Origin of the sequence: Lysobacter panacisoli (assembly GCF_009765165.1) — a bacterium.
Classification (GTDB): Bacteria; Pseudomonadota; Gammaproteobacteria; order Xanthomonadales; family Xanthomonadaceae; genus Lysobacter_J; species Lysobacter_J panacisoli.
Map to the genome: position 1 here is coordinate 3,123,026 of NZ_VLNU01000001.1, position 25,734 is coordinate 3,148,759.

The following is a 25,734-nucleotide window of genomic DNA, read 5'->3' on the forward strand; positions in this document are numbered from 1 at the left end:
GCTCAGCGCGACGACGCGTGCGGCGAAGGCGCTTCGAACGCCTGCGACGGCGCCTGTCCGCCACGGCATTTGCGCACGTGCCACAGACCGTTGGCGCGTTCCAGGCGCAGCGCGGCGGGCGAGGGATTGCCTGCGTGGCGCTGGTCGCGCACGGCGAAGCCGAGGCATTCGCCGCTGTCGGCCGCGACCTGCAGGCGCCGCAACGCCGGGCCGTCGGCCTTCGCCGGCCAGCCCAGCACGGCCGAGAACGCCGCGCTGCGCAGGCATTGTTCGAACGCCCACAATGCGCCGCGCGGATCGGCACGCACGATTTCCAGATGGCGCAGGTCCACGCCGGCGCGTTGCCAGGCCGGCGCATACGGACAGAACGGTGGTGCGATCAGCGCCACCAGTCGTCCCGCGCCGGTCAGGCGCGAGAGCGTGGGCATCAGTAGCGACAGTTCGCCCACGCCGTCGGCGGGAATCAGCAATTCGGTCAGCGCGCCGTGCGGCCATCCGCCGTGCGGAAGCAGGGCGTCGAGCGCGTCGAACCCGGTCGATTCGCCCAGGGGCGCGGATGCCGCATGGCGCCCCGCTCGCCACACCGTGCGCGCGGACAACAGGGATTCGAGCGGGATTACTTGCGCGGCCATCAGTCCGGACGCACCAGTCCGCAGTACAGGCCTTCGATCGCGAAGTCGCTGCCGGGCGCGATCTGGATGGGCGGGTAGGCCGGGTTGCGCGGCAGCAGGCGGATGCGCTGGACGCTGCGTTCCAGTCGCTTGATGGTGATCTCTTCGTCGATGCGCGCGACCACCACCTGGCCGTCGCGCGCATCGTTGGCGCGCTTCACCGCCACGAGGTCGCCGTCGAGGATGCCATCGTCGCGCATCGAATCGCCCTGCACGCGCAGCAGGTAGTCGGGCGCGATCGAGAACAGCGCGCGGTCGAGGACGAGTTCGCATTCGATTCCCGCATCGGCGCCGATCGGCGAACCCGCGGCGACGCGACCGAGCACGGCGAGTTTCAGCGAGTCCGGGCGCGGCGCGGACGACGTGGCCAGCCGGATGCCGCGGGCCTGGTTCGGACGCACCTGCAGGTGGCCGGCTTGTTCCAGTCGACGGACGTGCTTGTGCGCGGCGCAGGCCTGGCGGAAACCGAACGCATCGGCGATCTGCTGCAGCGTCGGCGGCAGGCCTTCGGCCTGCGCATGGGCGTGGATGTAGGCCAGGATCTGCGCCTGGCGCGGGGTGAGCTCGGACATCGGAAGGGCCTGGTTCGAGGTAAAAATCTATTTACCTTTACGGTCGCGGGCAAGCCCGGGCTGCAGGCCCGATCGGATCGCAGTGCCGTATCACGGGCTGCGACCCTCATGGAATCAACAGGTTGCGGGGCCCATTGGATGGGCTTTGACAGCGATTCCGCCGACGGGCGGAGCGTCGTCAGGCGTCCTTGTTGTGACGCCGCATCACGCGCTGCTTCTCGCGCTGCCAGTCGCGTTCCTTGCTGGCTTCGCGCTTGTCGTGGTCCTGCTTGCCCTTGGCCAGGGCGACTTCGGCCTTGACCTTGTTGCCCTTCCAGTAGAGCGCGGTAGGTACGACGGTGTAGCCGTCGCGCTGCACGCGGCCGATCAGGTTGTCGATCTCGTGCCGGTGCAGCAGCAGTTTGCGCGTACGCCGCTCTTCGGTGACGACATGGGTCGAGGCGGAGATCAGCGGGGTGATCTGCGCGCCGATCAGGAAGAGCTCACCGCGCAGGACCACTGCGTAGGCGTCGACGATATTGGCGCGTCCGGCGCGGATCGCCTTGAGCTCCCAGCCCTGCAGGGCCAGGCCGGCTTCGAACTTCTCCTCCAGGTGGTACTCGTGGCGCGCACGCTTGTTGAGTGCGATGGTGCCGCCGCCAGCGCCCTTTCCCTTATCCTTGCCGGTCTTCTTGTTGGAATTCTTGGACATCGCACCATTGTCCCCGAAAGCGGGGGCGGGGCGATACCAGGCCCGGAAATACCGATCCCCGCATGCAGACCATCCGCCGTTCCGCCCTCGTCGAACACTCCGCCGCGCGCATGTTCGCGCTGGTCAGCGACGTGGCCGCCTATCCGCGACGCTTCGGCTGGTGCGAGGCGGCGCAAGTACTGGAGGCGGGCGAGGATCGGATCGTCGCCCGGCTCGACATCGGCTTCGGCGCGCTGCGCACGTGGTTCACCACCGAGAACACCATGAGCGCGCCGCACCACATCGAACTGAAACTGGTCGACGGCCCGTTCCAGAGCCTGGGTGGGCGCTGGGAATTCCATGCGCTGGACGAGTCGGCCTGCAAGGTCACGCTGACGCTGAACTTCGAGCCGAAGGTGAAGCTGCTCGGACCGGCGATGGCGGTGGGATTCCAGGGCCTGGCCGATCGCATGGTCGACGATTTCATCCGCGTCGCCGATCGCGGCGAAGAGGCCTGAGGTGAAGGTGCAGGTCGTGCGCGCGTGGCCGCGGCGCTTCGACGCGATCGACCTGGAATTGGCGGAAGGCACCACGGTGGCCGACGCACTGGCCGCAGCGGGGTGGGAGCACGATCCCGAGACCATCGCCCATGCGGTGTTCGGCGTGCGCGTCGAACCCGGCACTGTGCTGCGCGAGGGCGATCGCGTCGAACTGTTGCGACCGCTGCAGGCCGATCCCAAGGATGCGCGCCGCCGGCGCGCCGAATCGCGGCAGAAAAAAACCCGGCCGTAGCCGGGTTCTTCTAGCTGCGTCGCGCGGCGATCAGCGGCGGCGCGGCTTCTTGTCCTTTTCCTTCGGCAGGTTGCGGCCGAACTGCTTGACCGTCTGCTTGGCCAGCTGCTCGTCCTGCTCGGGGAAGTAGTCGCCTTCCCACTTCGCCAGTGCGTCGTTCTCGAACCAGAGGGTCAGGTTCTTCTTCTCGGTGCGGCCAAGGCGGTCGGTGCGCTGGGTGGCGGTGTAGTCCCAGCGATCGTGGTGGAACGGATCCTCGATCGAGGGCGAGCCGAGCAGCAGGGTGACCTGTTGCTTGCTCATGCCGGTCTGCAGCTGGTCGACATTGGCCTTCTCCAGCAGGTTGCCCTGGTAGATCGGCTGCTTGTAGAGGATGCCGCAGCCCCCGGTGAGCATGGCGATTGAAAGGACCAGGAGGAGCTTGTGCATCGTGTGCTTCGGCATCGGATGTCGGCGACAGGCGGATAACGTCGCGATGATACACTGAAGGACGCATCCACCAAGCGCGGGCGCTGCCCCCCGGGGCCGCGTTCATCCGGCGTTCCGACGGTCGACCGCCACGCGCTTGCCGTCTGATGAGGGAACCCAAATGGAATCGCAAGACCTCCGCAACGCCGGGCTCAAGGTCACCCATCCGCGCCTGCGCATCCTGGAATTGCTGGAGCAGGCCAAGCCGCGGCACATGACCGCGGAAGACATCTACCGGCACCTGCTGGAGCACGGCGAGGACATCGGCCTGGCCACGGTGTACCGCGTGCTGACCCAGTTCGAAGCCGCCGGCCTGGTGCTCAAGCACAACTTCGAAGCCGGCCAATCGGTGTACGAACTGGACCGCGGCCATCACCACGACCACATGGTCGACGTGGACACCGGCAAGATCATCGAGTTCGAAAGCGCGGAGATCGAAGAGCTGCAGCGCAAGATCGCGGCCAAGCACGGCTACGACATCGAGGAGCACTCGCTGGTGCTGTACGTGCGCAAGAAGCGCTGATCCGCGATCCGCGATGCGCAAGAAAAAGCCCGCCAATGGCGGGCTTTTTCTTGCCTTCTCCCCTTGTGGGAGAAGGTGCCCGAAGGGCGGAAGAGGGGCGCGACGCGCAGCGGCGCGGGCGACCCCTCTCCCTGACCGCCTTCGGCGGTCTGTCCTCTCCCACAAGGGGAGAGGGAAGTCGTGCTTTCACACCACGTCCGCCAGCAGCCGCTTCGCCGCCGCGCGAGCTTCGCGGGTCAGTTCGACGCCGCCGAGCATGCGCGCCAGTTCTTCCTCGCGTTCCTTTGCGCCGAGCGACTGCACGGCGCTCTGGGTCACGCCCTCGCTGGCCGCCTTGCTGACGCGGTAATGCGCATGTCCCTGTGCGGCCACCTGCGGCAGGTGGGTCACGCACAGCACCTGTCGGCTGGCGCCAAGCGCGCGCAGCTTCTGGCCGACGATCTCCGCGACCGCGCCGCCGATGCCGGTGTCGACCTCGTCGAACACCATCGTCGGCACCGCGTCCATGCCCAGTGCGGCGACTTCGATCGCCAGCGAGATGCGCGAGAGTTCGCCGCCGGAGGCGACCTTTCGCAGCGGCCGTGCGGGTTGGCCCGGGTTGGCGGCGACCATGAATTCCACGCGCTCGCCGCCCTGCGGGTCGGGGCGATCACCGTCGTGGGGTTCGAGTTCGACGTCGAAGCGTCCGCCGCCCATGCCCAGTTCGGCGATCAGCGCGGTGGTGCCCTGCGCCAGGCGTTGCGCGGCCTCTCGGCGATGCGCGCCGAGGATGTCGGCGGCCTCGCGCCAGGCACGGCGGGCGCCGTCGATCTCGCCGTCGAGGTGCGCCAGTCGAACGCCTGCACCGCGCAGCGTGTCCAGTTCCGCGACGATGGCGTCGCGCTGCGCGGCCAGTTGTTCCGGTGCGACGCGGTGCTTGCGGGCCAGTTCGTGCATGCGACCGAGACGGTGCTCCAGCGCGTCGAACGTGGAGGGATCCAGGTCCAGGTCGCTGCGCACGCGATCGAGCAGGGCCAGCGCCTCGTCGATCTGGATTGCGGCCGCGTCGAGCATCGCATCGACCTCGCCCAGGCGCGGTTCGTGTTCGCTCACGCGCTGCAGGTCGGAACGCACGTGTTGCAGCGTGCGCGACAGGGAGGGCTCCTCGTCGCCACCGAGCTGGGCGAATGCGCCCTCGCAGGCAGCGATCAGGCCGGCTGCGTGCGCATGGCGGCGATGGTCGGCCTGCAGGCGCGCGATGGCGTCGGGCTCCAGTTCTTCGCGATCGAGTTCGGCGTGCTGGTGTTCCAGCCAGTCGATGCGATCGGACACGTCGCCCTGTGCGGACAGCGCGTCGCGCTCGGCGATCAGCGCGGTCCATGCCGTCGCGGCGGCCTCGACCGCGCGTAGTTCGCCGTCGTGACGGCCGAACGCGTCGAGCAGGGCAAGCTGGCTCGGGCGTGAGAGCAGGGCCTGGTGTTCGTGCTGGCCGTGGATTTCGACCAGCAGCCCGGCCAGTTCACCCAGTTGCCCCAGCGTCACCGGACGGCCGTTAACCCAGGCGCGCGATCCGCCGTCACGGCGGATGACGCGGCGGATCTGGCAGGCGTCGTCCTCGTCGAGTTCGTTCTCGCGCAGCCAGGCCTGGGCCAGTGGCACGTCGTCGAGGGAAAACTCGGCGGTCAGCTCGGCACGGTCGGCGCCGTGGCGCACGACGCCGCTGTCCGCGCGCAGGCCTGACAGCAGGCCCAGCGCATCGACCAGCAGAGACTTGCCGGCGCCGGTTTCTCCGGAGATGACGGTGAGACCCGGGCCGAAGGAGAGTTCGGCCCCGGTGACGACGGCGAATTGTTTGAGCGAGAGATGGACGAGCATCGGACCGCGATTGTGCCCTGTGTGGGTTGCGGCTTGATAGCGGGGCGGCGTCTCAGGAGGTGAGAGCGCGATGGCGCTTGCACCGCGCGGTAAGCCGTCATATATCGCGACCATGAACCGAAAAGCCGCCGACCCCAGCCTCGACCCGCGCGCCCGGCAGCTGCTGCGCACGCTGATCGGGCGCTATATCCATAGCGGCGAGCCGGTGGGGTCGCAGACGCTGGCGCGCCACGCCGGGCTGGACGTGAGCCCGGCGACGATCCGCAACATCCTGGCCGACCTAGAGGACGCGGGCCTGCTCAGCGCGCCGCACCATTCGGCCGGGCGCATCCCGACCGCGCAGGGCTACCGGTTGTTCGTGGATTCGCTGCTGCAGGTCCGGCCGCTGCCCGACAGCGACCTGGCTCGCCTGCGCGGCGAGCTGCCGGCGGGGTCGGGGACGCAGGCCCTGTTGGGCAGCGCGTCGGAGCTGCTGTCGGCCATGACCCACTTCGTCGGTGTGGTCAGCGTGCCGCGCCGCGAGCAGTTCGCCTTCCGTCGTATCGACTTCGTCCCACTCGACGCCCAGCGCGTGCTGGCGATCCTGGTGTTCGCCGACAACGAGGTGCAGAACCGCATCGTCCAGACTCGGCGCGCGTTCGACGCCGGCGAGCTGGAACGCGTGGCGAACTACCTCAACGCGCACTTCGCCGGGCGCACCATCGTCGACATCCGCGCCACCCTGCTGCAGGAACTGCGCACCGCGCAGGACGAGATGCAGTCGCTGCTGGCGCAGTCGGTCGAGCTGGCCGAACAGGCGCTGGCCCCGTCCGGCGACGACATGGTCCTGGCCGGGCAGACCCGGCTGATGGGCGTGCAGGACCTGGCCGACCTGGATCGCCTGCGCGAGCTGTTCGACGCCTTCGCCCGCAAGCGCGAGATCCTGCAACTGCTCGAACGCACGGTGCAGGCCCCGGGCATGCGCATCTTCATCGGCGAGGAAACCGGCCTGGCCCCGATGGAGGGGATGTCGCTGGTGACCGCGCCCTACGCCTCGGGCAGCGGCCAGGTGCTGGGCGTGCTGGGGGTGATCGGGCCCACGCGCATGGCCTACGACCGGGTCATCCCGGTCGTGCAGGCCGCCGCCGACGCCCTCGGCGCGGCCCTGAACCGGGACACCTGAGCCCCGCGTGCGGCGATGGCCGGCCGGCGCCGGCGCGTTCGTCTTGGACCGTGCTTGTCTTGAATCCCGTGGCGGCGGCCCCATTGCTGCCGTAACGCGCCTTCGAGCGCGGTTTTCCGCATGTTTGAGCGCCACTGGCGCAGGGATGGAGCAACCGCATGACCAGCAACACTTCCGGCGAAACCCCCGACACCGCCGACGTCGCCACCGAGAACGACGGCGCCACGCTTGCCACGCAGCTCGAGGCGGCGCAGGCCGAACTGACGCAGTTGCGCGACGAGATCCTGCGCGATCGCGCCGAGCTGGAGAACCAGCGCAGGCGCATGACGCGCGACATCGACACCGCGCGCAAATTCGCCAACGAACGCCTCCTCGGCGAGCTGCTGCCGGTCATCGACAGCCTGGAAGCCGGCCTGGCCGTGCAGTCCGACACCGCCCAGCACCTGCGCGAGGGCATGGAGCTGACCCTGCGCCAGCTGCTCAAGGTCGCAGGCGACAACGGCCTGGTCGCGGTCGATCCGTCCGGACAGCCGTTCGATCCGGAGCGTCACCAGGCGATGAGCATGGTCGAGAGTCCCGCGCACGCGCCCGGCGACGTGGTCCAGGTCTACCAGAAGGGCTGGCTGCTGAACGACCGGCTGCTGCGTCCGGCCCTGGTCGTCGTCGCGCGCCACGACTGACGCGCGCCTTCGCGGGGCGGGCGTCCGCGATGGCCCTTCGATGCCATCGATGGACACGTCCTCCCCTTGAAGGACGGTGCCAGACCCCCAGATAGCGGACAACGGCGGATATCACCGCCCCAGACATTCAAAGCATTCGAGAGGGAGCAAACACATGGGCAAGATCATCGGCATCGACCTCGGCACGACCAATTCGTGCGTGGCGATCATGGAAGGCGGCAAGCCGCGCGTCATCGAGAACGCGGAGGGTGATCGCACCACGCCGTCCATCGTCGCCTTCACCAAGGACGGCGAAGTGCTCGTCGGCGCCTCGGCCAAGCGCCAGGCCGTCACCAATCCCAAGAACACCTTCTTCGCCGTCAAGCGCCTGATCGGCCGCAAGTTCACCGACGCCGAAGTGCAGAAGGACATCGGCCTCGTTCCGTACAAGATCACCCAGCACGAGAACGGCGACGCCTGGGTCGAGACCGCCGAAGCCAAGAAGATGGCGCCGCAGCAGATCTCGGCCGAAGTGCTGGCCAAGATGAAGAAGACCGCCGAAGCGTATCTGGGCGAGGCCGTCACCGAGGCGGTCATCACCGTGCCGGCGTACTTCAACGACAGCCAGCGCCAGGCGACCAAGGACGCCGGTCGCATCGCCGGCCTGGACGTCAAGCGCATCATCAACGAGCCGACCGCGGCCGCGCTGGCCTATGGCATGGACAAGAAGGGCGGCGACCGCAAGGTGGCCGTGTACGACCTCGGCGGCGGCACGTTCGACGTGTCGATCATCGAGATCGCCTCGGTCGACGGCGAGATGCAGGTCGAGGTGCTGGCCACCAACGGCGACACGTTCCTGGGCGGTGAAGACTTCGACAAGCGCGTCATCGATTACCTCGTTGAGGAATTCCAGAAGGACCAGGGCATCGACCTGCGCAAGGATCCGCTGGCCCTGCAGCGCCTGAAGGACGCCGCCGAGCGCGCCAAGATCGAGCTGTCCAGCGCGCAGCAGACCGAAGTGAACCTGCCGTACGTGACGGCCGACGCGTCGGGTCCGAAGCACCTCAACATCAAGCTGACCCGCGCCAAGCTTGAAGCGCTGGTCGAGGACCTGATCAAGAAGTCGATCGAGCCGTGCCGCATCGCGCTGAACGACGCCGGCCTGCGCGCCAGCGAGATCAGCGAAGTGATCCTGGTCGGTGGCCAGACCCGCATGCCCAAGGTGCAGGCGGCGGTCACCGAGTTCTTCGGCAAGGAGCCGCGCAAGGACGTCAACCCGGACGAGGCCGTGGCCGTCGGTGCGGCGATCCAGGGCGGCGTGCTGCAGGGCGACGTCAAGGACGTGCTGCTGCTCGACGTGACCCCGCTGTCGCTGGGCATCGAGACGCTGGGTGGCGTGTTCACCAAGATCATCGAGAAGAACACCACGATCCCGACCAAGGCCTCGCAGGTGTTCTCCACCGCCGAGGACAACCAGTCGGCCGTGACCGTGCACGTGCTGCAGGGCGAGCGCGAGCAGGCCCGCTACAACAAGTCGCTGGCCCGCTTCGACCTGACCGGCATCGAGGCCGCGCCGCGCGGCATGCCGCAGGTGGAAGTGTCCTTCGACATCGACGCCAACGGCATCCTGCACGTGTCGGCCAAGGACAAGAAGAACGGCAAGGAGCAGAAGGTCGAGATCAAGGCCGGCTCGGGCCTGTCCGAGGACGAGATCGCCAAGATGGTCGCCGACGCGGAAGCCCACCGCGAGGAAGACCAGAAGTTCCATGAGCTGGTCCAGGCCCGCAACCACGCCGACGCGCTGATCCACACCGCGCGCAGCGCGATCAAGGACAACGGCGACAAGGTGGCGGGCGACGTGATCGGCCGCACCGAAGGCGCGATCGCCGAGCTCGAGACCGCGATGCGCGGCGACGACAAGGCCCAGATCGAGGCCAAGTCGAAGTCGCTGGAAGAGGCCGCGCAGTCGCTGTTCGCTGCGGCTTCGGCCGGTCAGCCGGGCGGCCCGGATGCCGGTGCCGGTCCGGCCGGTGGCGCCAAGTCCGACGACGTGGTGGACGCGGAGTTCACCGAGGTCAAGGACGACAAGAAGTAAGGCGGGAATAGGGAGTCGGGAATCGGGAATCGTGGGCGCGCGCCGCCTTCACCTTCCCGGTTCCCGTTCTTGTGTCCGTGAGCCGCAAGGCTCGAGCTCCAGACGATTCTCCATTCTCCATTCCCGATATCCGGCTCCATGAGCAAACGCGACTACTACGAAGCACTGGGCGTGGCCCGCGATGCCAGCGACGAAGACCTGAAGAAGGCCTATCGCCGCTGCGCGATGAAGTACCACCCGGACCGCAACCCCGGCGACGCAGCCGCGGAAGCCTCCTTCAAGGAGTGCAAGGAAGCCTACGAAGTCCTGTCCGACGCCAACCGGCGCCGTGCCTACGACCAGCACGGCCATGCTGCGTTCGAGCACGGCATGGGCGGCGGCGGTGGCCAGGGTTACGCCGACATGGGCGACATCTTCGGCGACATCTTCGGCAACATCTTCGGTGGCGGTGCCGCGCGCGGTCCGCGTCGCGGTGCCGACATCGGCTACGTGATGGAACTGTCGCTGGAAGAGGCCGTCGGCGGCACCGACAAGACCATCGAGATCCCGACGCTCGACGAGTGCACGACCTGCGACGGCTCCGGCTCGGCAGACGGCAAGCTGGAAACCTGCGAAACCTGCCACGGTCGCGGTCAGGTGCGCTTCCAGCGCGGCATTTTCTCGATGCAGCAGGCCTGCCCGCATTGCGGCGGTCGCGGCAAGACCATCCCCAATCCCTGCGCGGACTGCAACGGGCAGGGCCGCGTGGAGCGGACCAAGACGCTGCAGGTGAAGATCCCCGCGGGCGTCGACAACGGCGACCGCATCCGCCTGGCGGGCGAGGGCGAGGCCGGTCCGGCCGGATCGCCGCCCGGCGATCTTTACGTCGACGTGCGCGTGCGCGAGCACGATATTTTCCAGCGCGACGGCGACGACCTGCACTGCGAAGTGCCGATCCGCATCTCGCAGGCCGCGCTCGGCGACTCGATCCGCGTGCCGACCCTCGGCGGCGAGGCCGAGTTGCGCATTCCCGCCGAGACCCAGACCGGCAGGCTGTTCCGCCTGCGCGACCTCGGCGTGAAGTCGGTACGCAGCCGCAAGCCCGGCGATCTGTATTGCCGCGTGGTGGTGGAAACGCCGGTCAACCTGACCAACGAGCAGCGCGAGCTGCTGGAGAAGTTCGAGGCGACGTTCGTCGGCGACAACGCGCGCCGCCATTCGCCGCGTTCGTCCACCTTCATGGACGGCGTGAAGGGCTTCTGGGACCGCATGACGTCCTGATCCATCGCGGCGCGCTCTGGCGCGCCGCGCTCATTCCACCGCGTTCAACTGCGAATACGTCGTCGCTGGCGATGCGGCCAGGCGCGCGCGCCAGTCGAGCAGGTCGCGATACTCGGCGGCCAGCGCCGGATCGCTCCAGCAGCGCCGCGTCGCGGGCCCCAGCGGCGGTACGCTGCGTGCGATCGGCGCGATCGTCTCCAGCACGACCGCCATCGCGATGTCCGCGTAACCGAACGTCCCGAGCAGATGGTCGCCGCCCCGTGCGGCCAGCGCCACGCGCGTGACCTCCAGTGCGCGCCGCAACGCACCCGGCTGCACCAGGTGCGCATACTTGCGGTCGAGCCGGCGCGCCGCGTCGCGCGCGACGAAGCGCAACGGAGCCGGCGGAATCCACGGCATCGTCGAAGCGGTGGCTTCATCCAGCGCGGCGGGATCGGCCAGCACGCAACGCACAACACGCGTGCGGCCTTCGGCCAGCGCGGCTTCGCTGAGCTCGTTCCACGGTTCGATGTGCGCGAAGTCGCCGAGCCGGCCGTCGCCCGCGCGCGCCGCCGCGAATCGCGCGATGTCCCACGAACCACGCACCGCACCGTCGCCGAGCAGCAACACCGGCACCGACACCATTCCCGACCCTTGCCGCAACCGCCAGCGCAACCACGGTTCGCTCAGCGTCGGCGTGTATTCGCGATAGGCGAAGTCGACGCCGCAGGCTTCCAGCGCCCAGCGGGCCTTCTGCGTCCACGGCGAGAAAGATTCGCCCACCAGCAATGGCATTACGGCACGTCGCGTCATGGCGGCAGCGGTGAGTGCGTCGCGGCCAGTATCCGCGTTTCCGACGGTGGCCGTGGGATGCCGGCCTTGCGGTAGCATCGGCGCCCGGAGCGGTGACGGATTCACCGTGATTGGGGGAAGCATGTCGAAACGATGGAATGCGCGCGCCGTCGCGACCGCGCTGTGCCTGGTCTGTGCGCCGGCGATCGCGGCACCGGAACTGGAACCGCAGGACGAACGGTGGGCAGAGCACCTGCGCCTGGACGTGGCGTACGTCATCCAGGCTGACGGCACTTACACCGAGACGCGCGAACAGGCGATCAAGGTGCTCAAGCCGGAGGCGCTGGAGATCTTCAAGGACCGCACGATCGACTACAGCACCAGCATCCAGAAGGCCGATGTGCTGGAGGCCTACACGCTCAAGCCGGATGGCCGGCGTATCCCGGTGCCCAAGTCGAACTACCAGGTCCAGACAAGCGGCGGGCAGGGCGACGGCGGGCCGGTGTTCTCCGATCGCAGCTCGATGACGGTGGTGTTCCCCGAACTCGCGGTGGGCGACACGACGGTGTTCAAGTACCGGCTGACTGCCTCGCAGCCGCTGTTCGACCGGCAGTTCTCGGAAGTGGAGACCTTCAGCCGCGAGACCTACTACGGCCAGGTCGATCTGCATTTCGACGCGCCGGCGGACCTGCCGGTCAAGCACGAGGCATGGCACATGCAGGTCGTCCGCGACGAAGTCGTCGGCGGTCGCCGCATCAACCATTGGCGCCTCAGCAATACCAGCCCGATCAAGTCCAGCGACCTGTCGGAGCTGTTCGAGTTCGAACGCCAGCCCGGCCTTGTGTATTCGACCTTCGCCACGTACGCCGACATCGCCCGCGTCTACGGCGAGCGGGCCATTCCCAAGGCGCAGCCCACGCCGCGCATCCGCAAGCTGGCCGACGAGATCGCCGGCAAGCGGCGCGAACCGCGCGACGTGGCGAAGGCGCTGTACGAGTGGGTTTCGACCAACATCACCTACGCGGGCAACTGCATCGGCCTTGGCGCGGTGGTGCCGCACGATCTCGACTTCGTGCTCGACAACCGCATGGGCGATTGCAAGGACCACGCGACGCTGCTGCAGGCGCTGCTCAGTGCGAAGGGGATCCAGAGCACGCAGGCGCTGATCAATTCCGGCGGGCTGTTCCGCCTGCCGCGCACGCCGGCGGTGGCGATGGTCAACCACGTCATCAACTACCTGCCGCAGTGGGACCTGTACCTGGATGCCACCGGCAAGGGCATTCCGTTCGGCATGCTGCCCCTGGGCGACGTCGGCAAGCCGGTGTTCCTGGTCGAGGGCTATCGCGAGGGCACGCGCACACCGATGTTCGCGCCCGGCAGCACCCGACAAGTTGTGCGCACGCGCATGAAGATCGCCGTCGACGGTTCGATCGACGGCGAACAGGACGTGGAGCTGGAAGGCATGTACGCGGTCAACTCGCGTTCCGGGTTCCGCGGACTCACGCCCGCGCAGGTCAATGAGGGCGTGACGCGCTACTTCCAGCGGATCGGCACCGACGGCTCCGCCACGATCCGCATGGACGACGCGAAGCCGCTCGCCGACCGCTACCGCTATTCGGTGCAGTTCAAGGCGGGGCAGGCCGTGCCGGTGCCGGGCGCCTTCGCCCTGCAACCGATGATCCCCGGCGAAGCGCCGGTCGTGCGTTTCGCGTCCCAGGCCAATCTGGAAGTCGGCGATGGCGAAACCAACTGCACCAGCGGCTTCTCGCAGGAGGAGTACGTCATCGAGTTCGCCGATCCGACGCGCGTCGTCGCGGTGCCGCCGAACCTCGAACTCACTGGCGATTCGGTCAGCTACAAGGCGACCTACGCGATGGAAGGCAACACCATCCGCGTGACGCGCGTGCTCGACGACCGTACGCCGGGGCCGATCTGCCAGGCGTCGTACAACCGCGCCTACCAGGCTTTCATGAAGAAGGTGCTTACGAACCTGAAGGCCCAGGTCGTCTACCAGTAAGGCTCCGATCCGCACCACCGGACGCACCTGCGCTGCGTCCGGTGGTGCGCGACGCTTGTCCGCGCACGCGTGCAGCGATTAGCCTGCGCGCATGAACGAGACGAACGCTCCAATCCGCATCCTCATCCACGGCGCTTCCGGACGCATGGGCCAGGCCCTGTTGCGCTTGGCGGGCGAACGCGACGACGTGGTCGTCGTCGCGGCCGTGCAACGCTCGCAGCCTGCGCAGCGTGTGGTCGATGGGGTCGCGCATTTCGCCGCCGCCGAGCTGGCGGGCGCGCCGGCGTTCGACGTGGCGATCGATTTCAGCCTGCCCGAGGGCTTCGGCCCGATGCTCGCGCTGTGCGAGCAGCGCGGCGCGGCGCTGGTGTCGGGCACCACCGGGCTCGAACCCGAACAGCGCGCCGCGCTGGACGCCGCCGCGCAGCGGATCCCGGTGCTGTGGGCCGCCAATTTCAGCCTCGGCGTGGCGATCCTGAGCGAACTGGTCGAACGTGCCGCCGCGGCGCTGCCGGGCTGGGATTGCGACATCGTGGAATCGCACCACGTGCACAAGAAGGACGCGCCCTCCGGTACGGCGCTGGCGCTGGGCGCCAGCGCGGAGCACGGCGGGGCGCAACCGCGCTATGCCTCGCTGCGTGCCGGCGACATCGTCGGCGAGCACATGGTCCAGTTCGCCGCGCCCGGCGAGCGGATCGAGCTGATCCATCGCGCCACCAATCGCGACATCTTTGCCCGCGGCGCGCTCCACGCGGCCTCGCGGCTGGCCGGGCGCGCGCCGGGCCATTACCGGCTGCGCGATCTGTTGTCCTGAACGAGACAATCGATTTCGCGTGAAATCGACGCAGATGACGCTGGCGTTACCGGCCTTGGCCCGCTAGAATTCCGGCTCGCCTGAACCCCTTCCGTCGGACCGGTCCCGCACCGCGTCCGCGCTTTGCTGCAAGCCGGTTTTTCCGGCGTCTGCGCGACGGGAAGGGTCAGCACCCCCCGGCAGCCAAGGCGATCCCCGTGACCCAACCCGCAATCCTCGCGCTCGAAGACGGAACCCTCTTCGAGGGCGTTTCCGTAGGCGCGCCCGGCCTTTCGGTCGGCGAAGTCGTATTCAACACGGCCATCACCGGCTACCAGGAAATCCTCACGGATCCCTCGTACGCGCGCCAGCTCGTCACGCTGACATATCCGCACATCGGCAACACCGGCTGCACCGACCAGGACGACGAGGCCGCGCGTGCGTGGGCCGCGGGCCTGATCGTGCGCAACGTGCCGCGCCGCCCGAGCAACTGGCGCAGCGAGGTCTCGCTGCCGGAGTGGCTGCAGAAGCGCGGCATCGTCGCCATCGCCGACATCGACACGCGCAAGCTGACCCGCATCCTGCGCGACAAGGGCGCGCAGAACGGCGCGCTGATGGCGGGCGAGATCGACGTGGAGAAGGCGCTGGAAGCCGCACGCAAGTTCCCGGGCCTGAAGGGCATGGATCTGGCGAAGGAAGTCACCACGCGCGAGCGCTATGAGTGGTCCGACGGCCAGCTCGATCTGGACCGCAACGAATTCGTGAAGGCGCCGCCGCGCTTCCACGTCGTCGCTTACGACTACGGCGTCAAGCACAACATCCTGCGCATGCTCGCCGAGCGCGGCTGCAAGCTTACGGTGGTTCCGGCGCAGACGCCGGCGTCGGAGGTCTTCGCGCTCAAGCCCGACGGCGTGTTCCTGTCCAACGGCCCGGGCGATCCGGCGCCGTGCGATTACGCCATCGCCGCGATCAAGGAATTCATCGCCGCGAAGATCCCGACCTTCGGCATCTGCCTGGGCCACCAGCTGCTGGCGCTCGCCGCCGGTGCGCAGACCGTGAAGATGGGTCACGGCCACCACGGTGCGAACCACCCGGTGCAGGACCTCGACAGCGGTCGCGTGATGATCACCTCGCAGAACCACGGCTTCGCGGTCGATGAAGCGTCGCTGCCGGCCAACGTGCGCGTGATCCACCGCTCGCTGTTCGATGGCACCAACCAGGGCATCGAACTCACCGACGCGCCGGCCTTCAGCTTCCAGGGTCATCCGGAAGCGAGCCCCGGTCCGCACGACGTGGCGCCGCTGTTCGATCGCTTCGTCGCGACGATGCAGCAGGCCAAGTGAGCCACGCGGCCACCAAGCCGATCCGCGGGAAGCGCCACTGGCGCAAGGTTTTCGTTCTCGCGGTAGCGCTGGGCGCCTATCCGGCGTTCGTGATGGTGGCCACGTACTCGCAGTTCTTCGCCGTGGGTTTGCCCGGCGGTCGCAACGGCCCGGCCGATGCGTACCGCCACTCGCTCGCCAGCGCCATCGTCGCCTACACGCTGTCCCCGCGTTGCGTGGACTGGGTGACGGCGGTGATGGAGGACGACGGGCAGGGCAACGCGGCCCGTGCGATGGATGCGCACAACAACCGGCTCGGCGCGCGCATCGGCGCGGCCGCCGACAGCTGGAACGCCATGCAGCAGGCCGTGCTTGCTGCCGTGAAGAACGGTGCGATCGACGCCCGATCGTCCGACCAGATCACCTGGCTCGCGCCCGCCGCGTGGCAGGAACGACTTTACTGAGGACCCCCATGCCAAAGCGCACCGACATCAAAACCGTCCTGATCATCGGCGCCGGCCCGATCGTGATCGGCCAGGCCTGCGAGTTCGACTACTCCGGCGCCCAGGCCTGCAAGGCCCTGCGTGACGAGGGTTACCGCGTGGTGCTGGTCAACAGCAACCCGGCCACGATCATGACCGACCCGAACATGGCCGACGCCGTGTACATCGAGCCGATCAACTGGCAGACGGTCGAGAAGATCATCGCCAAGGAAAAGCCCGATGCGCTGCTGCCGACGATGGGCGGCCAGACCGCGCTGAACTGCGCGCTCGATCTGGCCGATAACGGCGTGCTGGAGAAGTACAACGTCGAACTGATCGGCGCCTCGCGCGAAGCCATCCGCATGGCCGAGGACCGCGAGCTGTTCCGCGTCGCGATGGCCGAGATCGGCCTGGAATGCCCCAAGGCCGAGGTCGCGCGCAACTTCGAGCAGGCGCTGGAGATCCAGACCAAGGTTGGTTACCCGACCATCATCCGTCCGTCGTTCACGCTCGGCGGCACCGGCGGCGGCATCGCCTACAACAAGGAAGAGTTCGAGGAGATCGCCAAGCGCGGCCTCGAGCTGTCGCCCGTGCACGAAATCCTCGTCGAGGAGTCGGTGCTGGGTTGGAAGGAGTTCGAGATGGAAGTGGTCCGCGACACCGCGGACAACTGCATCATCGTCTGCTCGATCGAGAACTTCGATGCGATGGGCGTGCACACCGGCGACTCGATCACCGTCGCCCCGGCGCAGACCCTGACCGACAAGGAATACCAGCGCCTGCGCGATGCCTCCATCGCGGTGCTGCGCAAGATCGGCGTCGATACCGGCGGCTCGAACGTGCAGTTCGGCATCAACGCCACCAACGGCCGCGTCGTCGTCATCGAGATGAACCCGCGCGTGTCGCGTTCCTCGGCGCTGGCCTCCAAGGCCACCGGCTTCCCGATCGCCAAGGTCGCGGCCAAGCTCGCCGTGGGCTACACGCTGGACGAGCTGCGCAACGAGATCACCGGTGGCAAGACGCCGGCATCGTTCGAGCCGAGCATCGACTACGTCGTCACCAAGATCCCGCGCTTCGCGTTCGAGAAGTTCCCGCAGGCCGACGCGCGCCTGACCACGCAGATGAAGTCGGTCGGCGAGGTGATGGCGATGGGCCGCACCTTCCAGGAATCGCTGCAGAAGGCGCTGCGCGGACTGGAGACCGGCAAGGTCGGCCTCGATCCCACCGGGCTCGACCTGTCGAACGACGACGACATCGCGCGCCTCAAGCGCGAGCTCAAGGAGCCGGGCCCGGAGCGCATGTTCCATATCGGCGACGCGTTCCGCGCCGGCATGAGCGTGGAGGACGTGCACGCGCTGTCGTTCGTGGATCCGTGGTTCCTCGACCAGATCGAGGAGATCATCGCCGCGGAGAAGCAGGTCGCCGACGCAGGCCTGTCCTCGCTCGACAAGGCGCGCATGCGCGAACTCAAGCGCATGGGCTTCTCCGACGCGCGCCTGGCGCAGCTGACCGGCACCGACGAGACCGCGGTGCGCACGCTGCGCCGCGCCTTCGGCGTGCGTCCGGTGTACAAGCGCGTGGACTCGTGCGCGGCGGAGTTCGCCACCACCACCGCGTACATGTACTCGACCTACGAGGACGAGTGCGAGGCCGAGCCGAGCAACCGCGACAAGATCATCGTGCTCGGCGGCGGCCCGAACCGCATCGGCCAAGGCATCGAGTTCGATTACTGCTGCGTGCACGCCGCGCTGGCGCTGCGCGAAGACGGGTACGAGACCATCATGGTCAACTGCAACCCGGAAACCGTCTCCACCGACTACGACACCTCCGACCGCCTGTACTTCGAGCCGCTGACGCTGGAAGACGTGCTGGAGATCGCCGACCTGGAGAAGCCCAAGGGCGTGATCGTGCAGTACGGCGGCCAGACGCCGCTGAAGCTGGCGCGCGCGCTGGAAGCCAACGGCGTGCCGATCATCGGCACCACGCCGGACAGCATCGACCTGGCCGAGGACCGCGAGCGCTTCCAGAAGCTGGTGCAGGACCTGGGCCTGGCGCAGCCGCTCAACCGCACCGCGCGCAATCCGGACGAAGCGGTCGTGCTGGCCTCGCAGATCGGCTATCCGCTGGTCGTGCGCCCGAGCTACGTGCTGGGCGGCCGCGCGATGGAAATCGTCCACGGCGACGCCGACCTCAAGCGCTACATGCGCGACGCGGTGAAGGTGTCGAACGATTCGCCGGTGCTGCTGGACCGCTTCCTCGACAACGCGGTGGAAGTCGACGTCGACGTCATCGCCGACAAGGACGGCAACGTGCTGATCGGCGGCGTGATGGAACACATCGAGGAAGCCGGCGTGCACTCGGGCGACTCCTCGTGCTCGCTGCCGCCGTACTCGCTGTCGAAGGCCGTGCAGGGCAAGCTGCGCGAGCAGGTCGTCGCGCTGGCCAAGTCGCTCAAGGTCGTCGGCCTGATGAACACCCAGTTCGCGATCACCTTCGACGAGCAGGGCAACGAAACGATCTACCTGATCGAAGTGAACCCGCGTGCCTCGCGCACGGTGCCGTTCGTGTCCAAGGCCACCGGCATGGCGCTGGCGAAGATCGCCGCGCGCTGCATGGTCGGCCAGACGCTGGCTTCGCAGGGCGCGACGAAGGAAATCGTGCCGGAGTACTACTCGGTCAAGGAAGCGATCTTCCCGTTCGCCAAGTTCCAGGGCGTCGATCCGATCCTCGGACCGGAAATGCGCTCGACCGGTGAAGTCATGGGCGTGGGCCGCAACTTCGGTGCGGCGATGGCGCGCGCGCAGGAAGCCGGCGGTATCAAGGCGCTGCCGCAGGGCGGCAAGGTGTTCGTGTCGGTGCGCGATCCGGACAAGACCCGCGTGCTTTCGGTTGCGCAGGACCTGGTCAAGCGCGGCTACGCGCTGGTTGCGACCGAGGGCACGCACAAGTTCCTCACCGAGCAGGGACTGGCCTGCGAGCGCATCAACAAGGTCACCGAAGGCCGTCCGCACGTGGTCGACCTGATCAAGAACGGCGAGCTCGTCTACATCGTCAACACGACCGAAGGTCGTCAGGCGATCAACGACTCGTTCTCGATCCGCCGCGAGGCGCTGCAGCATCGCGTGACGTACTCGACCACCGTGTCGGGCGCGCGTGCGCTGGTGAACTCCCTCGACTACCGCGGCACCGGCCCGGTCTGGTCGCTGCAGGAGCTGCACGCCGAGGTGCAGGGCGCGGCGTAAGCCGCGTCCCGCCCCGTCGCGGCCGCCGGCTTTCATCCCGGTGGCGATCTGATACAGAATCCGCGTATCGGAATGCCCGGCCGCTGGCCGGGCGCACAGGAAAAGAGCAATGCGAGCACCCATTACCCTTCAGGGCGCGCAGCGTCTGCGCGCCGAGCTGGAAGAATTGAAGTCGGTCAAGCGCCCCGCGGTGATCAATGCGATCTCCGAGGCGCGCGCACACGGCGACCTCAAGGAAAACGCCGAGTACCACGCTGCACGCGAGCAACAGGGCTTCATCGAAGGCCGCATCAAGCAGCTCGAGGCGGAGCTCTCGCACGCGCAGGTCATCGACGTGGCCTCGCTCAACGCCGGTTCGCGCGTGGTGTTCGGCGCCACGGTCGAACTGGCCGATACCGAGAACGACGAAGAGCGCCGCTACCAGATCGTTGGCGACCTGGAGGCCGACATCAAGCTGGGCCTGATCGCGATTTCCTCGCCGGTGGCGCGTGCGCTGATCGGCAAGCACGAAGGCGACACGATCACCATCGATGCGCCCGGCGGTATCCGCGAGTACGAGATCATCGGCGTCAGCTACGCCGGTTGATCCGCAGTCCCCGCCGCGCGGGGACGAAGGGGAGGGTGCCTTGATGTCGACGCCGCACTGATGGCCAACGCGACCCTCCTGCTGCCCGCACGTTCGCGCTTTGGCGGACAGCGTCTGTCGGACGCGACCGGCAAGGCGCTGGCGCGCTCCGATCGCAGCGAGCGTCCGGGCGACGCGATGGCCGACCTCCTCGACGTATTGCCGCGCGGTTGGCCGGTCGCGGCCGCCGCGCGCCAGCGCGACGTCGGCGATGCGGCGAACGCGCTGTGGCTGCGTGCCGATCCCGCGTTCGTGCGTCCCGACATCAACGGCGCGCGCCTGCTGTCCTACGGCGAGGCGCTGCGCCTGAGCGCGGACGACGCGCATGCACTGCTGCGTCCGCTGAAGCCACTGTTCGGCGACGCCGGATTCCCCATCGACGCGCCGTCGCCTTCGCGCTGGTATGTGCGCCTGCCGCAGGGAGCGAAGCTGCCCGAGTTCACGCCACCCGAGCAGGCGCTCGGTGCGGACCTGTTCGACGAACTGCCGCAGGGGCCGGAAGGCCGTCGCTGGCGTGCGCTGCTCAGCGAAGCACAGGTCGTGCTGCACAACCACCCGCTCAACGCGCAGCGCGTCGCCGCCGGCCTGGCGCCGGTGAACTCGCTGTGGTTCTGGGGCGCGGGCGCGTTGCCCGATCGCGTGCAGGCGCGTTTCGCGCGCATCGCCAGCGACGATGAATCGCTGACCGCACTGGCCGCGCTTGCGGGTGCGAATGTGAGCGCGCGACCGGCTGCATGGCGCGGTGGCGAACGCGGCGATGCGCTGGTCGACCTGCGCGACGTGCGCGATCTCGCCGTGCTGGAGCGCGACTGGTTCGCGCCGTTGCTGGCATCGCTGGCCGACCGTGGCCTCGCACGCGTGCGCCTGGATTTCGACGACGGTGCGCGTTACGACCTCGCGCGTTCGCAGCGGTGGCGCTTCTGGCGCCGTCCGCTGCGTTCGTTCGTCGCGTCGACGGAAAGCGCATGAAACCCGCCGCTCGCCTGCGCCGGCGCGAATGCGTCGATCCCGGCCAATGGCCCGAATCGTTGCCGCCGCTGCTGCGTCGCCTGTATGCCGCGCGCGGCGCGACGTCGATGGAACTCGCGCAGCCGCGACTGGCGCAGTTGTTGCCGCCCGACAGCCTCGGCGGTCTGGACGCGGCGACCGCGCTGCTCGCGGAGGCGATCGCGAACGACCGCCACATCGTCGTCGTCGGCGATTTCGACTGCGATGGCGCCACCGCGTGCGCGGTCGGCGTGCGCGGCCTGCGCCTGCTCGGCGCGCGCCGCGTCTCGCATGCGGTGCCCAACCGCATCGTGCACGGCTACGGCCTGTCGCCGGCGCTGGTGGAGGAACTCGCCGCTCTGCAGCCCGACCTGCTGGTGACGGTGGACCACGGCATTGCCTGCCACGCCGGCATCGCTGAAGCCAAGGCCCGCGGCTGGCAGGTGCTGGTGACCGACCACCATTTGCCGGGCGAACACCTGCCGCCGGCCGACGCCATCGTCGATCCGAACCTGCGCGGCGATGCGTTCCCGAGCAAGGTGCTCGCCGGCGTGGGCGTGATGTTCTACGTGCTGCTCGCGCTGCGCCGCCGCCTGCGCGACGCCGGCGCATTCGCCGATCGTGAGCCGGATCTCTCGGTGCTGCTCGACCTCGTCGCGGTCGGCACCGTCGCCGACCTGGTACCGCTGGATGCGAACAACCGCGCGCTCGTCGGCGCCGGCTTGCGCCGCCTGCGTGCGGGGCAGGGCTGCGCGGGATTGCGGGCGTTGATCGAAGTGTCGCAGCGCGACGCGGGAAGGCTGACGGCGACCGACATCGGCTACGCGGTCGGTCCGCGCCTCAACGCGGCCGGGCGCCTGGAAGACATGGCGCTGGGCATCGAATGCCTGCTCACCGACGATCTTTCGCGTGCGCGTGATATCGCCGCCATGCTTAACGAGATCAACAGCGAGCGTCGCGCGGTGCAGCAGCAGATGACCGACGAGGCCGAGGCCGCGCTGGCGCGGATCGCGCTGGGCGAGGCCGGCGTGCCGGGCGCGGTGTGCCTGTTCGATGCGGAATGGCATCCGGGCGTGGTCGGTCTGGTCGCGTCGAAGATGAAGGAGCGCCTGCACCGTCCGGTGATCGCGTTCGCGCCGGCCGAGCCCGGCAGCGACGTATTGCGCGGATCGGCACGTTCGATTCCCGGGTTCCACATCCGCGATGCGCTGGCCGACGTCGCCGCGCGCCATCCGGACCTGATCGAACGCTTCGGCGGCCACGCGATGGCCGCGGGCCTGTCGTTGCGTGCGGATGCGTTCGCCGCGTTCGCGGCGGCGTTCGAGCGTCAGGCGATGGCGATGCTGACGCCCGAGCTGTTGCAGGCCGATGTGCTCAGCGATGGCGAACTGCACGCGGAGGAATTCTGTCGCGCCAGCGCCGATGCCCTGCGCGACGGCGGGCCGTGGGGGCAGGGCTTCGCCGAGCCGCAATTCGACGGCGACTTCGACGTGCTGTCCTGGCGCGTTGTCGGCGAGCGTCACCTCAAGCTCGAACTCGGCGGCATCGGACGCCGGCTCAATGCGATCGAGTTCGGCGGCTGGTCCGGCAACCCGCCACCGGCGCGCGTGCGCATCGCGTTCCGGCTGGAGCCCGACGACTACCGTGGCGGCGACGCGGTGCAACTGGTGGTCGTGCACCGCGAAGCCGTGGGCTGATTCGCGTCGCGATCATGCCGGATCGACGAGGGCGCGCGCCGGAACCTGCGTCTCGCGCGGCCCCAGCCCGAACAGCGGCCGCAGCCAGGCGACGCGACGCACCACCTCGAACACGCCGAAGCACAGCGCCAGCGTCGCCAGCACCAGCAACGGTCCCTCGACCGGCGGACGCAGACCGAGCGGCTGCAGGTTGTGCGCCAGCACGACGATGATCGTCTGGTGGAGGATGTAGACCGGGAACACGGCCTGGGTCAGGTAGCGGCGCGCGGCGCTGTCGCCCGGCGACCAGTGCGCGGCCATGCCGACGATGGCGACGATCGCGCTCCACTGGAACAGACCCCACACCGCACGCTGCACGGTGCGCAGCAGGTCCGGCGGCGGCGTCTGGTCGGTGTACGTGCCGAAGTATCCGTACAGGAACGCGTAAGCCGTGACTGCCAGCACGGTGGCGGGCCAGCGCAGCGCCGCGAACCGGTCCCACGCGGCCTGCGAGCGCGCCAGCGCATAGCCGAGCAGGAATTGCGGCAGGTACTGGACGTGGTTGTACCAGTCGTCGACCAGCGCGTGGGTCGATTCGAACCGGTCGATCATCGCGATGCGCGCGACGATCAGGAACGCCGCCGGCCACAGCAGCAGGCCCCAACCGTTCGACAGATGCGTGGCGATGGCCGCCCCGACGCCCGACAGACGCCGTCCCGCCAGCCAGCGTCCCAGGCACAGCACGACCGTGTAGACCCACAGGTAGGCGACGAACCACAGGTGGTTCCAGGTCGGCACGTCGAGGCAGTCGCCGTCGCGGCAGAAATTCGGGTCGGCGTGCAGGTAGCGGTCCCAGAACGCCAGGTAGCCGTCATGGAAGCCGCCCGGCAGCTTCTCCACGACCTCGTAGTACGACTGCGGCGGCACGATCACCAGCATTCCGAACACCAGAGGCACCAGCAGCCGCCATGAGCGGCGGCGCAGGAAGCCGTCCTCGCCCTTGCCCAGCAGGAACGCGGTCGCCACGCCGGAGATGAAGAACAGCAGCGACAGCCGCCACGGCGAGGTGACCAGCATCTGGCGCTCGATCGCGTCGCTGGCGAACGGGCTTTTGACGTGCCAGTCCCAGGTCACGTAGTACATGCCCACGTGGTAGAGCACGAGCAGGGCGAATGCGCCGATGCGGACCCAGTCGAGGAAGTAGCGGCGGCTCATGGCGGTCCATCCATCGTGGAGAGTGGGTCACCGTCGCCCCCGTGATCCGTGCTTTCCAGCGCGAAGTGACCAGCCGGCGGGGTTGTGGGACGAGTCGCGGGCCGGCGGGGACCAACCGGGACGAGCCGCGCCCTAGAATCCGGGGATGAACGCGCCTCCCGTCCCCTCGTCGTCGCCGTTCCCCTCCGAACCTTGGCGGCGCACGTTCGAGGTGGGCTTCTGGATCGTGCTGACCCTGTTCAACGCGGTCGCCAACAGCATCACCGTGCTGATCGACATCCGGAACTCGGGACTGGACTTCGCCAGCTGGGAACCGGTGAGCTGGGAGTGGTCGAGCGCGGTCCTGATGCTGGCGCTGGCGCCGGCGGTGATCTGGTTCAGCCGGCGCATGCCGATCCACTGGGACAACTGGCGGCGGGCGCTGCCCTGGCACCTGCTGGCGAGCGTGGTCTTCTGCCTGGTGCACGTGGTCGGGATGGTTGGCCATCCGTGAGCTCGTCTACGCCGCGCACGGCAAGGAGTACGACTTCGGTTCGTGGCCGCGCCAGCTCGGTTACGAATACCTCAAGGACGTGCGCAGTTATTTCGGCATGGTGGTGATGATCGAGGGCTACCGCTTCATCCGTCGTCGCCTGCAGGGCGAGGCCAGCCTGCTGGGCGAACCCGACGAAGGTCCGCCGGTGGAACCGGTCGAGCGGCCGGAACGCTTCCTGGTGCGCAAGCTGGGCCGCGAGTTCCTTGTCGCCGCGGTCGACGTGGAATGGCTGCAGGCCTCGGGCAACTACGTGAACCTGCGGGTGCGCGGCCACGACTACCCGCTGCGCTGCACGATGGCGGCGATCGAGGAACGGCTGGACCCGTCGCGCTTCGCCCGGATCCACCGCAGCTACATGGTGAACCTGGGGCAGGTGGCGTCGATCGAACCGCTCGATACCGGCGATGCCCGGGTGCACCTTTCCGACGGCACGGTGCTGCCGTGCAGCCGGCGCCACCGCGACCTGCTGCGCGAACGGGCCGGCTTCGCCTGAGCGCGCATTGACGCGGCGCCAACATTCGCGGCTCTAGGCTGAACAGCCTTCCCCGGGGAACCAGGAGCGCGCGCCATGCCGTTGACCATCAACTTCGATCTTTCGGACCAGGACCTGCAGCACTTCGCCGGCGTGGTCGAGTCGGCGCGACAGGCCTCGGCCAACCTGAGCGACGCACAGGTGATCGATGCGGCCACGCAGTTGCTCAAGAAGGCGCAGGAAAGCAAGCCGCCGCAGTTCGTAACCGAACGACTCGATCTGGTCGATACGCTGGTGGCGATGATGCAGGACGAAGGCTGGGCGCTCTCCGCCGAGGACCGCGCCAACGTGCGCTCGGCGCTGTCGTACTTCGCCCACGGCGCCGACGTCATCCCCGATAACGTGCCGGTGCTGGGTTTCATCGACGATGCGATCATCATCGAGTTGAGCGCGCGCGACCTGCAACATGAGATCGAGGCCTATAACGACTTCTGCGATTACCGCCAGCGCGAGGCCGAGCGGCGCAAGCTCGATCCGGCCAGTGTCGGCCGCGCGGACTGGCTCGAAGGCCGCCGTGAAGAGCTGCAGGACCGCATGCACCGGCGGCGTTCGCGCGACTTCCGCGGCGGTTTCGGCAGCAGCTTCGGCAGCAGCAGCGGCTACGGCCCGATCCGGCGCTATTCGGACAGCGGCTGGCGACCGGGCCCGTTCCGCTTCCGTTGAGTAGTTCGACGCGTTGCTCCCGCGGCAGCGCGAAGCGCAGCCTTGTTCACCTCTCCCCTTGTGGGAGAGGTCGACGCGCGGAGCGCGTCGGGAGAGGGGTAGTGCGCGCCCGCCCCCTCTCCCTGGCTCGCTCCGCGAGCCTGTCCCT

Annotated in this window: 23 protein-coding genes and 1 pseudogene; 17 read left to right on the plus strand and 7 right to left on the minus strand. The window is 68.4% G+C overall.

Going from position 1 to position 25,734, the window contains the following annotated elements; genetic code table 11:
* Positions 1-2: 2 nt before the first annotated feature.
* From imuA to smpB, 3 genes are all read right to left on the minus strand, one after another.
* Positions 3-632, minus strand: a complete 630-nt coding sequence (imuA, locus tag FOF45_RS14665; RefSeq protein WP_158986127.1) for a translesion DNA synthesis-associated protein ImuA — start codon at positions 630-632, stop codon at positions 3-5.
* Positions 632-1,243, minus strand: a complete 612-nt coding sequence (lexA, locus tag FOF45_RS14670; protein ID WP_158986129.1) for a transcriptional repressor LexA — start codon at positions 1,241-1,243, stop codon at positions 632-634. The genes imuA and lexA overlap by 1 nt, the downstream gene beginning before the upstream one ends.
* A gap of 178 nt (positions 1,244-1,421) precedes the next feature.
* Entirely contained in the window at positions 1,422-1,934 is a 513-nt protein-coding gene (gene smpB / locus FOF45_RS14675) for an SsrA-binding protein SmpB (RefSeq protein WP_158986131.1), read from the minus strand.
* A gap of 62 nt (positions 1,935-1,996) precedes the next feature.
* Between smpB and FOF45_RS14680 the strand changes: the two genes are divergently transcribed.
* A complete protein-coding gene (locus FOF45_RS14680; RefSeq protein ID WP_158986133.1) occupies positions 1,997-2,431 on the plus strand; it encodes a type II toxin-antitoxin system RatA family toxin in 435 nt (144 codons plus the stop codon).
* Between the two features lies 1 nt (position 2,432).
* Positions 2,433-2,705 carry an RnfH family protein gene (locus FOF45_RS14685; RefSeq protein WP_158986135.1) on the plus strand — a complete coding sequence of 91 codons (273 nt, stop codon included), beginning with the start codon at positions 2,433-2,435 and terminating at the stop codon, positions 2,703-2,705.
* Positions 2,706-2,735: 30 nt separating this feature from the next.
* On the opposite strand, the gene FOF45_RS14690 is transcribed toward FOF45_RS14685, so the two are convergent.
* Positions 2,736-3,134, minus strand: a complete 399-nt coding sequence (locus FOF45_RS14690; RefSeq protein ID WP_158986137.1) for an outer membrane protein assembly factor BamE — start codon at positions 3,132-3,134, stop codon at positions 2,736-2,738.
* 160 nt (positions 3,135-3,294) lie between these two features.
* On the opposite strand from FOF45_RS14690, the gene fur reads away from it, so the two are divergent.
* Positions 3,295-3,696 carry a ferric iron uptake transcriptional regulator gene (gene fur / locus FOF45_RS14695; protein ID WP_158986139.1) on the plus strand — a complete coding sequence of 134 codons (402 nt, stop codon included), beginning with the start codon at positions 3,295-3,297 and terminating at the stop codon, positions 3,694-3,696.
* 186 nt (positions 3,697-3,882) lie between these two features.
* On the opposite strand, the gene recN is transcribed toward fur, so the two are convergent.
* On the minus strand, positions 3,883-5,550 hold the full coding sequence (gene recN, locus FOF45_RS14700) for a DNA repair protein RecN (protein WP_158986141.1): 1,668 nt from the start codon (positions 5,548-5,550) through the stop codon (positions 3,883-3,885).
* Between the two features lie 112 nt (positions 5,551-5,662).
* Between recN and hrcA the strand changes: the two genes are divergently transcribed.
* The 4 genes from hrcA to dnaJ all read left to right on the plus strand — a co-directional run bounded on the left by hrcA (position 5,663) and on the right by dnaJ (position 10,726).
* Entirely contained in the window at positions 5,663-6,712 is a 1,050-nt protein-coding gene (gene hrcA, locus FOF45_RS14705) for a heat-inducible transcriptional repressor HrcA (RefSeq protein ID WP_158986143.1), read from the plus strand.
* A gap of 158 nt (positions 6,713-6,870) precedes the next feature.
* On the plus strand, positions 6,871-7,392 hold the full coding sequence (gene grpE, locus FOF45_RS14710) for a nucleotide exchange factor GrpE (RefSeq protein ID WP_158986145.1): 522 nt from the start codon (positions 6,871-6,873) through the stop codon (positions 7,390-7,392).
* A gap of 154 nt (positions 7,393-7,546) precedes the next feature.
* A complete protein-coding gene (dnaK, locus tag FOF45_RS14715; RefSeq protein ID WP_158986146.1) occupies positions 7,547-9,466 on the plus strand; it encodes a molecular chaperone DnaK in 1,920 nt (639 codons plus the stop codon).
* Positions 9,467-9,604: 138 nt separating this feature from the next.
* Positions 9,605-10,726 (plus strand): molecular chaperone DnaJ, encoded by a 1,122-nt coding sequence (gene dnaJ / locus FOF45_RS14720; protein WP_158986148.1) that lies wholly within the window; start codon positions 9,605-9,607, stop codon positions 10,724-10,726.
* Between the two features lie 30 nt (positions 10,727-10,756).
* Here the strand turns inward: dnaJ and FOF45_RS14725 are convergent, their stop codons facing one another.
* Complete coding sequence (locus tag FOF45_RS14725; protein WP_158986150.1) at positions 10,757-11,518, minus strand: glutathione S-transferase family protein; 762 nt, start codon at positions 11,516-11,518, stop codon at positions 10,757-10,759.
* A 121-nt stretch (positions 11,519-11,639) separates the two neighbouring features.
* On the opposite strand from FOF45_RS14725, the gene FOF45_RS14730 reads away from it, so the two are divergent.
* The 8 genes from FOF45_RS14730 (at position 11,640) to recJ (ending at position 22,662) form a co-directional block, all read left to right on the plus strand.
* Positions 11,640-13,514, plus strand: coding sequence for a DUF3857 domain-containing transglutaminase family protein (locus tag FOF45_RS14730; protein ID WP_158986152.1), 1,875 nt, complete (start codon positions 11,640-11,642; stop codon positions 13,512-13,514).
* Between the two features lie 91 nt (positions 13,515-13,605).
* Positions 13,606-14,328: a 4-hydroxy-tetrahydrodipicolinate reductase gene (gene dapB, locus FOF45_RS14735; RefSeq protein WP_158986154.1), complete on the plus strand. Its 723-nt coding sequence runs from the start codon at positions 13,606-13,608 to the stop codon at positions 14,326-14,328.
* A 197-nt stretch (positions 14,329-14,525) separates the two neighbouring features.
* Complete coding sequence (gene carA, locus FOF45_RS14740; RefSeq protein WP_158986156.1) at positions 14,526-15,650, plus strand: glutamine-hydrolyzing carbamoyl-phosphate synthase small subunit; 1,125 nt, start codon at positions 14,526-14,528, stop codon at positions 15,648-15,650.
* Between the two features lie 20 nt (positions 15,651-15,670).
* Positions 15,671-16,093, plus strand: a complete 423-nt coding sequence (locus FOF45_RS14745) for a DUF6973 domain-containing protein (protein WP_158987543.1) — start codon at positions 15,671-15,673, stop codon at positions 16,091-16,093.
* 8 nt (positions 16,094-16,101) lie between these two features.
* A complete protein-coding gene (gene carB, locus FOF45_RS14750; protein WP_158986158.1) occupies positions 16,102-19,353 on the plus strand; it encodes a carbamoyl-phosphate synthase large subunit in 3,252 nt (1,083 codons plus the stop codon).
* A 109-nt stretch (positions 19,354-19,462) separates the two neighbouring features.
* Positions 19,463-19,939, plus strand: a complete 477-nt coding sequence (gene greA, locus FOF45_RS14755; RefSeq protein ID WP_158986160.1) for a transcription elongation factor GreA — start codon at positions 19,463-19,465, stop codon at positions 19,937-19,939.
* 60 nt (positions 19,940-19,999) lie between these two features.
* A complete protein-coding gene (locus FOF45_RS14760) occupies positions 20,000-20,947 on the plus strand; it encodes a phosphoglycerate mutase (RefSeq protein ID WP_158986162.1) in 948 nt (315 codons plus the stop codon).
* Entirely contained in the window at positions 20,944-22,662 is a 1,719-nt protein-coding gene (gene recJ / locus FOF45_RS14765) for a single-stranded-DNA-specific exonuclease RecJ (protein WP_158986164.1), read from the plus strand. Before FOF45_RS14760 ends, recJ begins: the two co-directional genes overlap by 4 nt.
* Before the next feature lie 12 nt (positions 22,663-22,674).
* Here recJ and FOF45_RS14770 read toward each other — a convergent pair whose 3' ends face one another.
* Complete coding sequence (locus FOF45_RS14770) at positions 22,675-23,856, minus strand: acyltransferase family protein (RefSeq protein WP_158986166.1); 1,182 nt, start codon at positions 23,854-23,856, stop codon at positions 22,675-22,677.
* 145 nt (positions 23,857-24,001) lie between these two features.
* Here FOF45_RS14770 and FOF45_RS14775 point away from each other — a divergent pair.
* A pseudogene (locus tag FOF45_RS14775) lies at positions 24,002-24,884 on the plus strand (LytTR family DNA-binding domain-containing protein).
* 75 nt (positions 24,885-24,959) lie between these two features.
* Positions 24,960-25,586: a YkvA family protein gene (locus tag FOF45_RS14780; protein WP_158986168.1), complete on the plus strand. Its 627-nt coding sequence runs from the start codon at positions 24,960-24,962 to the stop codon at positions 25,584-25,586.
* The last annotated feature ends 148 nt before the right edge of the window (positions 25,587-25,734 follow it).

What these genes read in the sequence shown, in the direction of transcription:
- FOF45_RS14725 (WP_158986150.1), bottom strand. Translation starts at nt 11,518, where the DNA reads ATGACGCGACGTGCCGTAATGCCATTGCTGGTGGGCGAATCTTTCTCG.
- FOF45_RS14690 (WP_158986137.1), bottom strand. Translation starts at nt 3,134, where the DNA reads ATGCACAAGCTCCTCCTGGTCCTTTCAATCGCCATGCTCACCGGGGGC.
- greA (WP_158986160.1), top strand. Translation starts at nt 19,463, where the DNA reads ATGCGAGCACCCATTACCCTTCAGGGCGCGCAGCGTCTGCGCGCCGAG.
- carB (WP_158986158.1), top strand. Translation starts at nt 16,102, where the DNA reads ATGCCAAAGCGCACCGACATCAAAACCGTCCTGATCATCGGCGCCGGC.
- hrcA (WP_158986143.1), top strand. Translation starts at nt 5,663, where the DNA reads ATGAACCGAAAAGCCGCCGACCCCAGCCTCGACCCGCGCGCCCGGCAG.
- fur (WP_158986139.1), top strand. Translation starts at nt 3,295, where the DNA reads ATGGAATCGCAAGACCTCCGCAACGCCGGGCTCAAGGTCACCCATCCG.
- dapB (WP_158986154.1), top strand. Translation starts at nt 13,606, where the DNA reads ATGAACGAGACGAACGCTCCAATCCGCATCCTCATCCACGGCGCTTCC.
- recJ (WP_158986164.1), top strand. Translation starts at nt 20,944, where the DNA reads ATGAAACCCGCCGCTCGCCTGCGCCGGCGCGAATGCGTCGATCCCGGC.
- FOF45_RS14680 (WP_158986133.1), top strand. Translation starts at nt 1,997, where the DNA reads ATGCAGACCATCCGCCGTTCCGCCCTCGTCGAACACTCCGCCGCGCGC.
- FOF45_RS14780 (WP_158986168.1), top strand. Translation starts at nt 24,960, where the DNA reads ATGCCGTTGACCATCAACTTCGATCTTTCGGACCAGGACCTGCAGCAC.
- FOF45_RS14760 (WP_158986162.1), top strand. Translation starts at nt 20,000, where the DNA reads ATGGCCAACGCGACCCTCCTGCTGCCCGCACGTTCGCGCTTTGGCGGA.
- dnaJ (WP_158986148.1), top strand. Translation starts at nt 9,605, where the DNA reads ATGAGCAAACGCGACTACTACGAAGCACTGGGCGTGGCCCGCGATGCC.
- lexA (WP_158986129.1), bottom strand. Translation starts at nt 1,243, where the DNA reads ATGTCCGAGCTCACCCCGCGCCAGGCGCAGATCCTGGCCTACATCCAC.
- FOF45_RS14730 (WP_158986152.1), top strand. Translation starts at nt 11,640, where the DNA reads ATGTCGAAACGATGGAATGCGCGCGCCGTCGCGACCGCGCTGTGCCTG.
- recN (WP_158986141.1), bottom strand. Translation starts at nt 5,550, where the DNA reads ATGCTCGTCCATCTCTCGCTCAAACAATTCGCCGTCGTCACCGGGGCC.
- smpB (WP_158986131.1), bottom strand. Translation starts at nt 1,934, where the DNA reads ATGTCCAAGAATTCCAACAAGAAGACCGGCAAGGATAAGGGAAAGGGC.
- dnaK (WP_158986146.1), top strand. Translation starts at nt 7,547, where the DNA reads ATGGGCAAGATCATCGGCATCGACCTCGGCACGACCAATTCGTGCGTG.
- grpE (WP_158986145.1), top strand. Translation starts at nt 6,871, where the DNA reads ATGACCAGCAACACTTCCGGCGAAACCCCCGACACCGCCGACGTCGCC.
- FOF45_RS14770 (WP_158986166.1), bottom strand. Translation starts at nt 23,856, where the DNA reads ATGAGCCGCCGCTACTTCCTCGACTGGGTCCGCATCGGCGCATTCGCC.
- imuA (WP_158986127.1), bottom strand. Translation starts at nt 632, where the DNA reads ATGGCCGCGCAAGTAATCCCGCTCGAATCCCTGTTGTCCGCGCGCACG.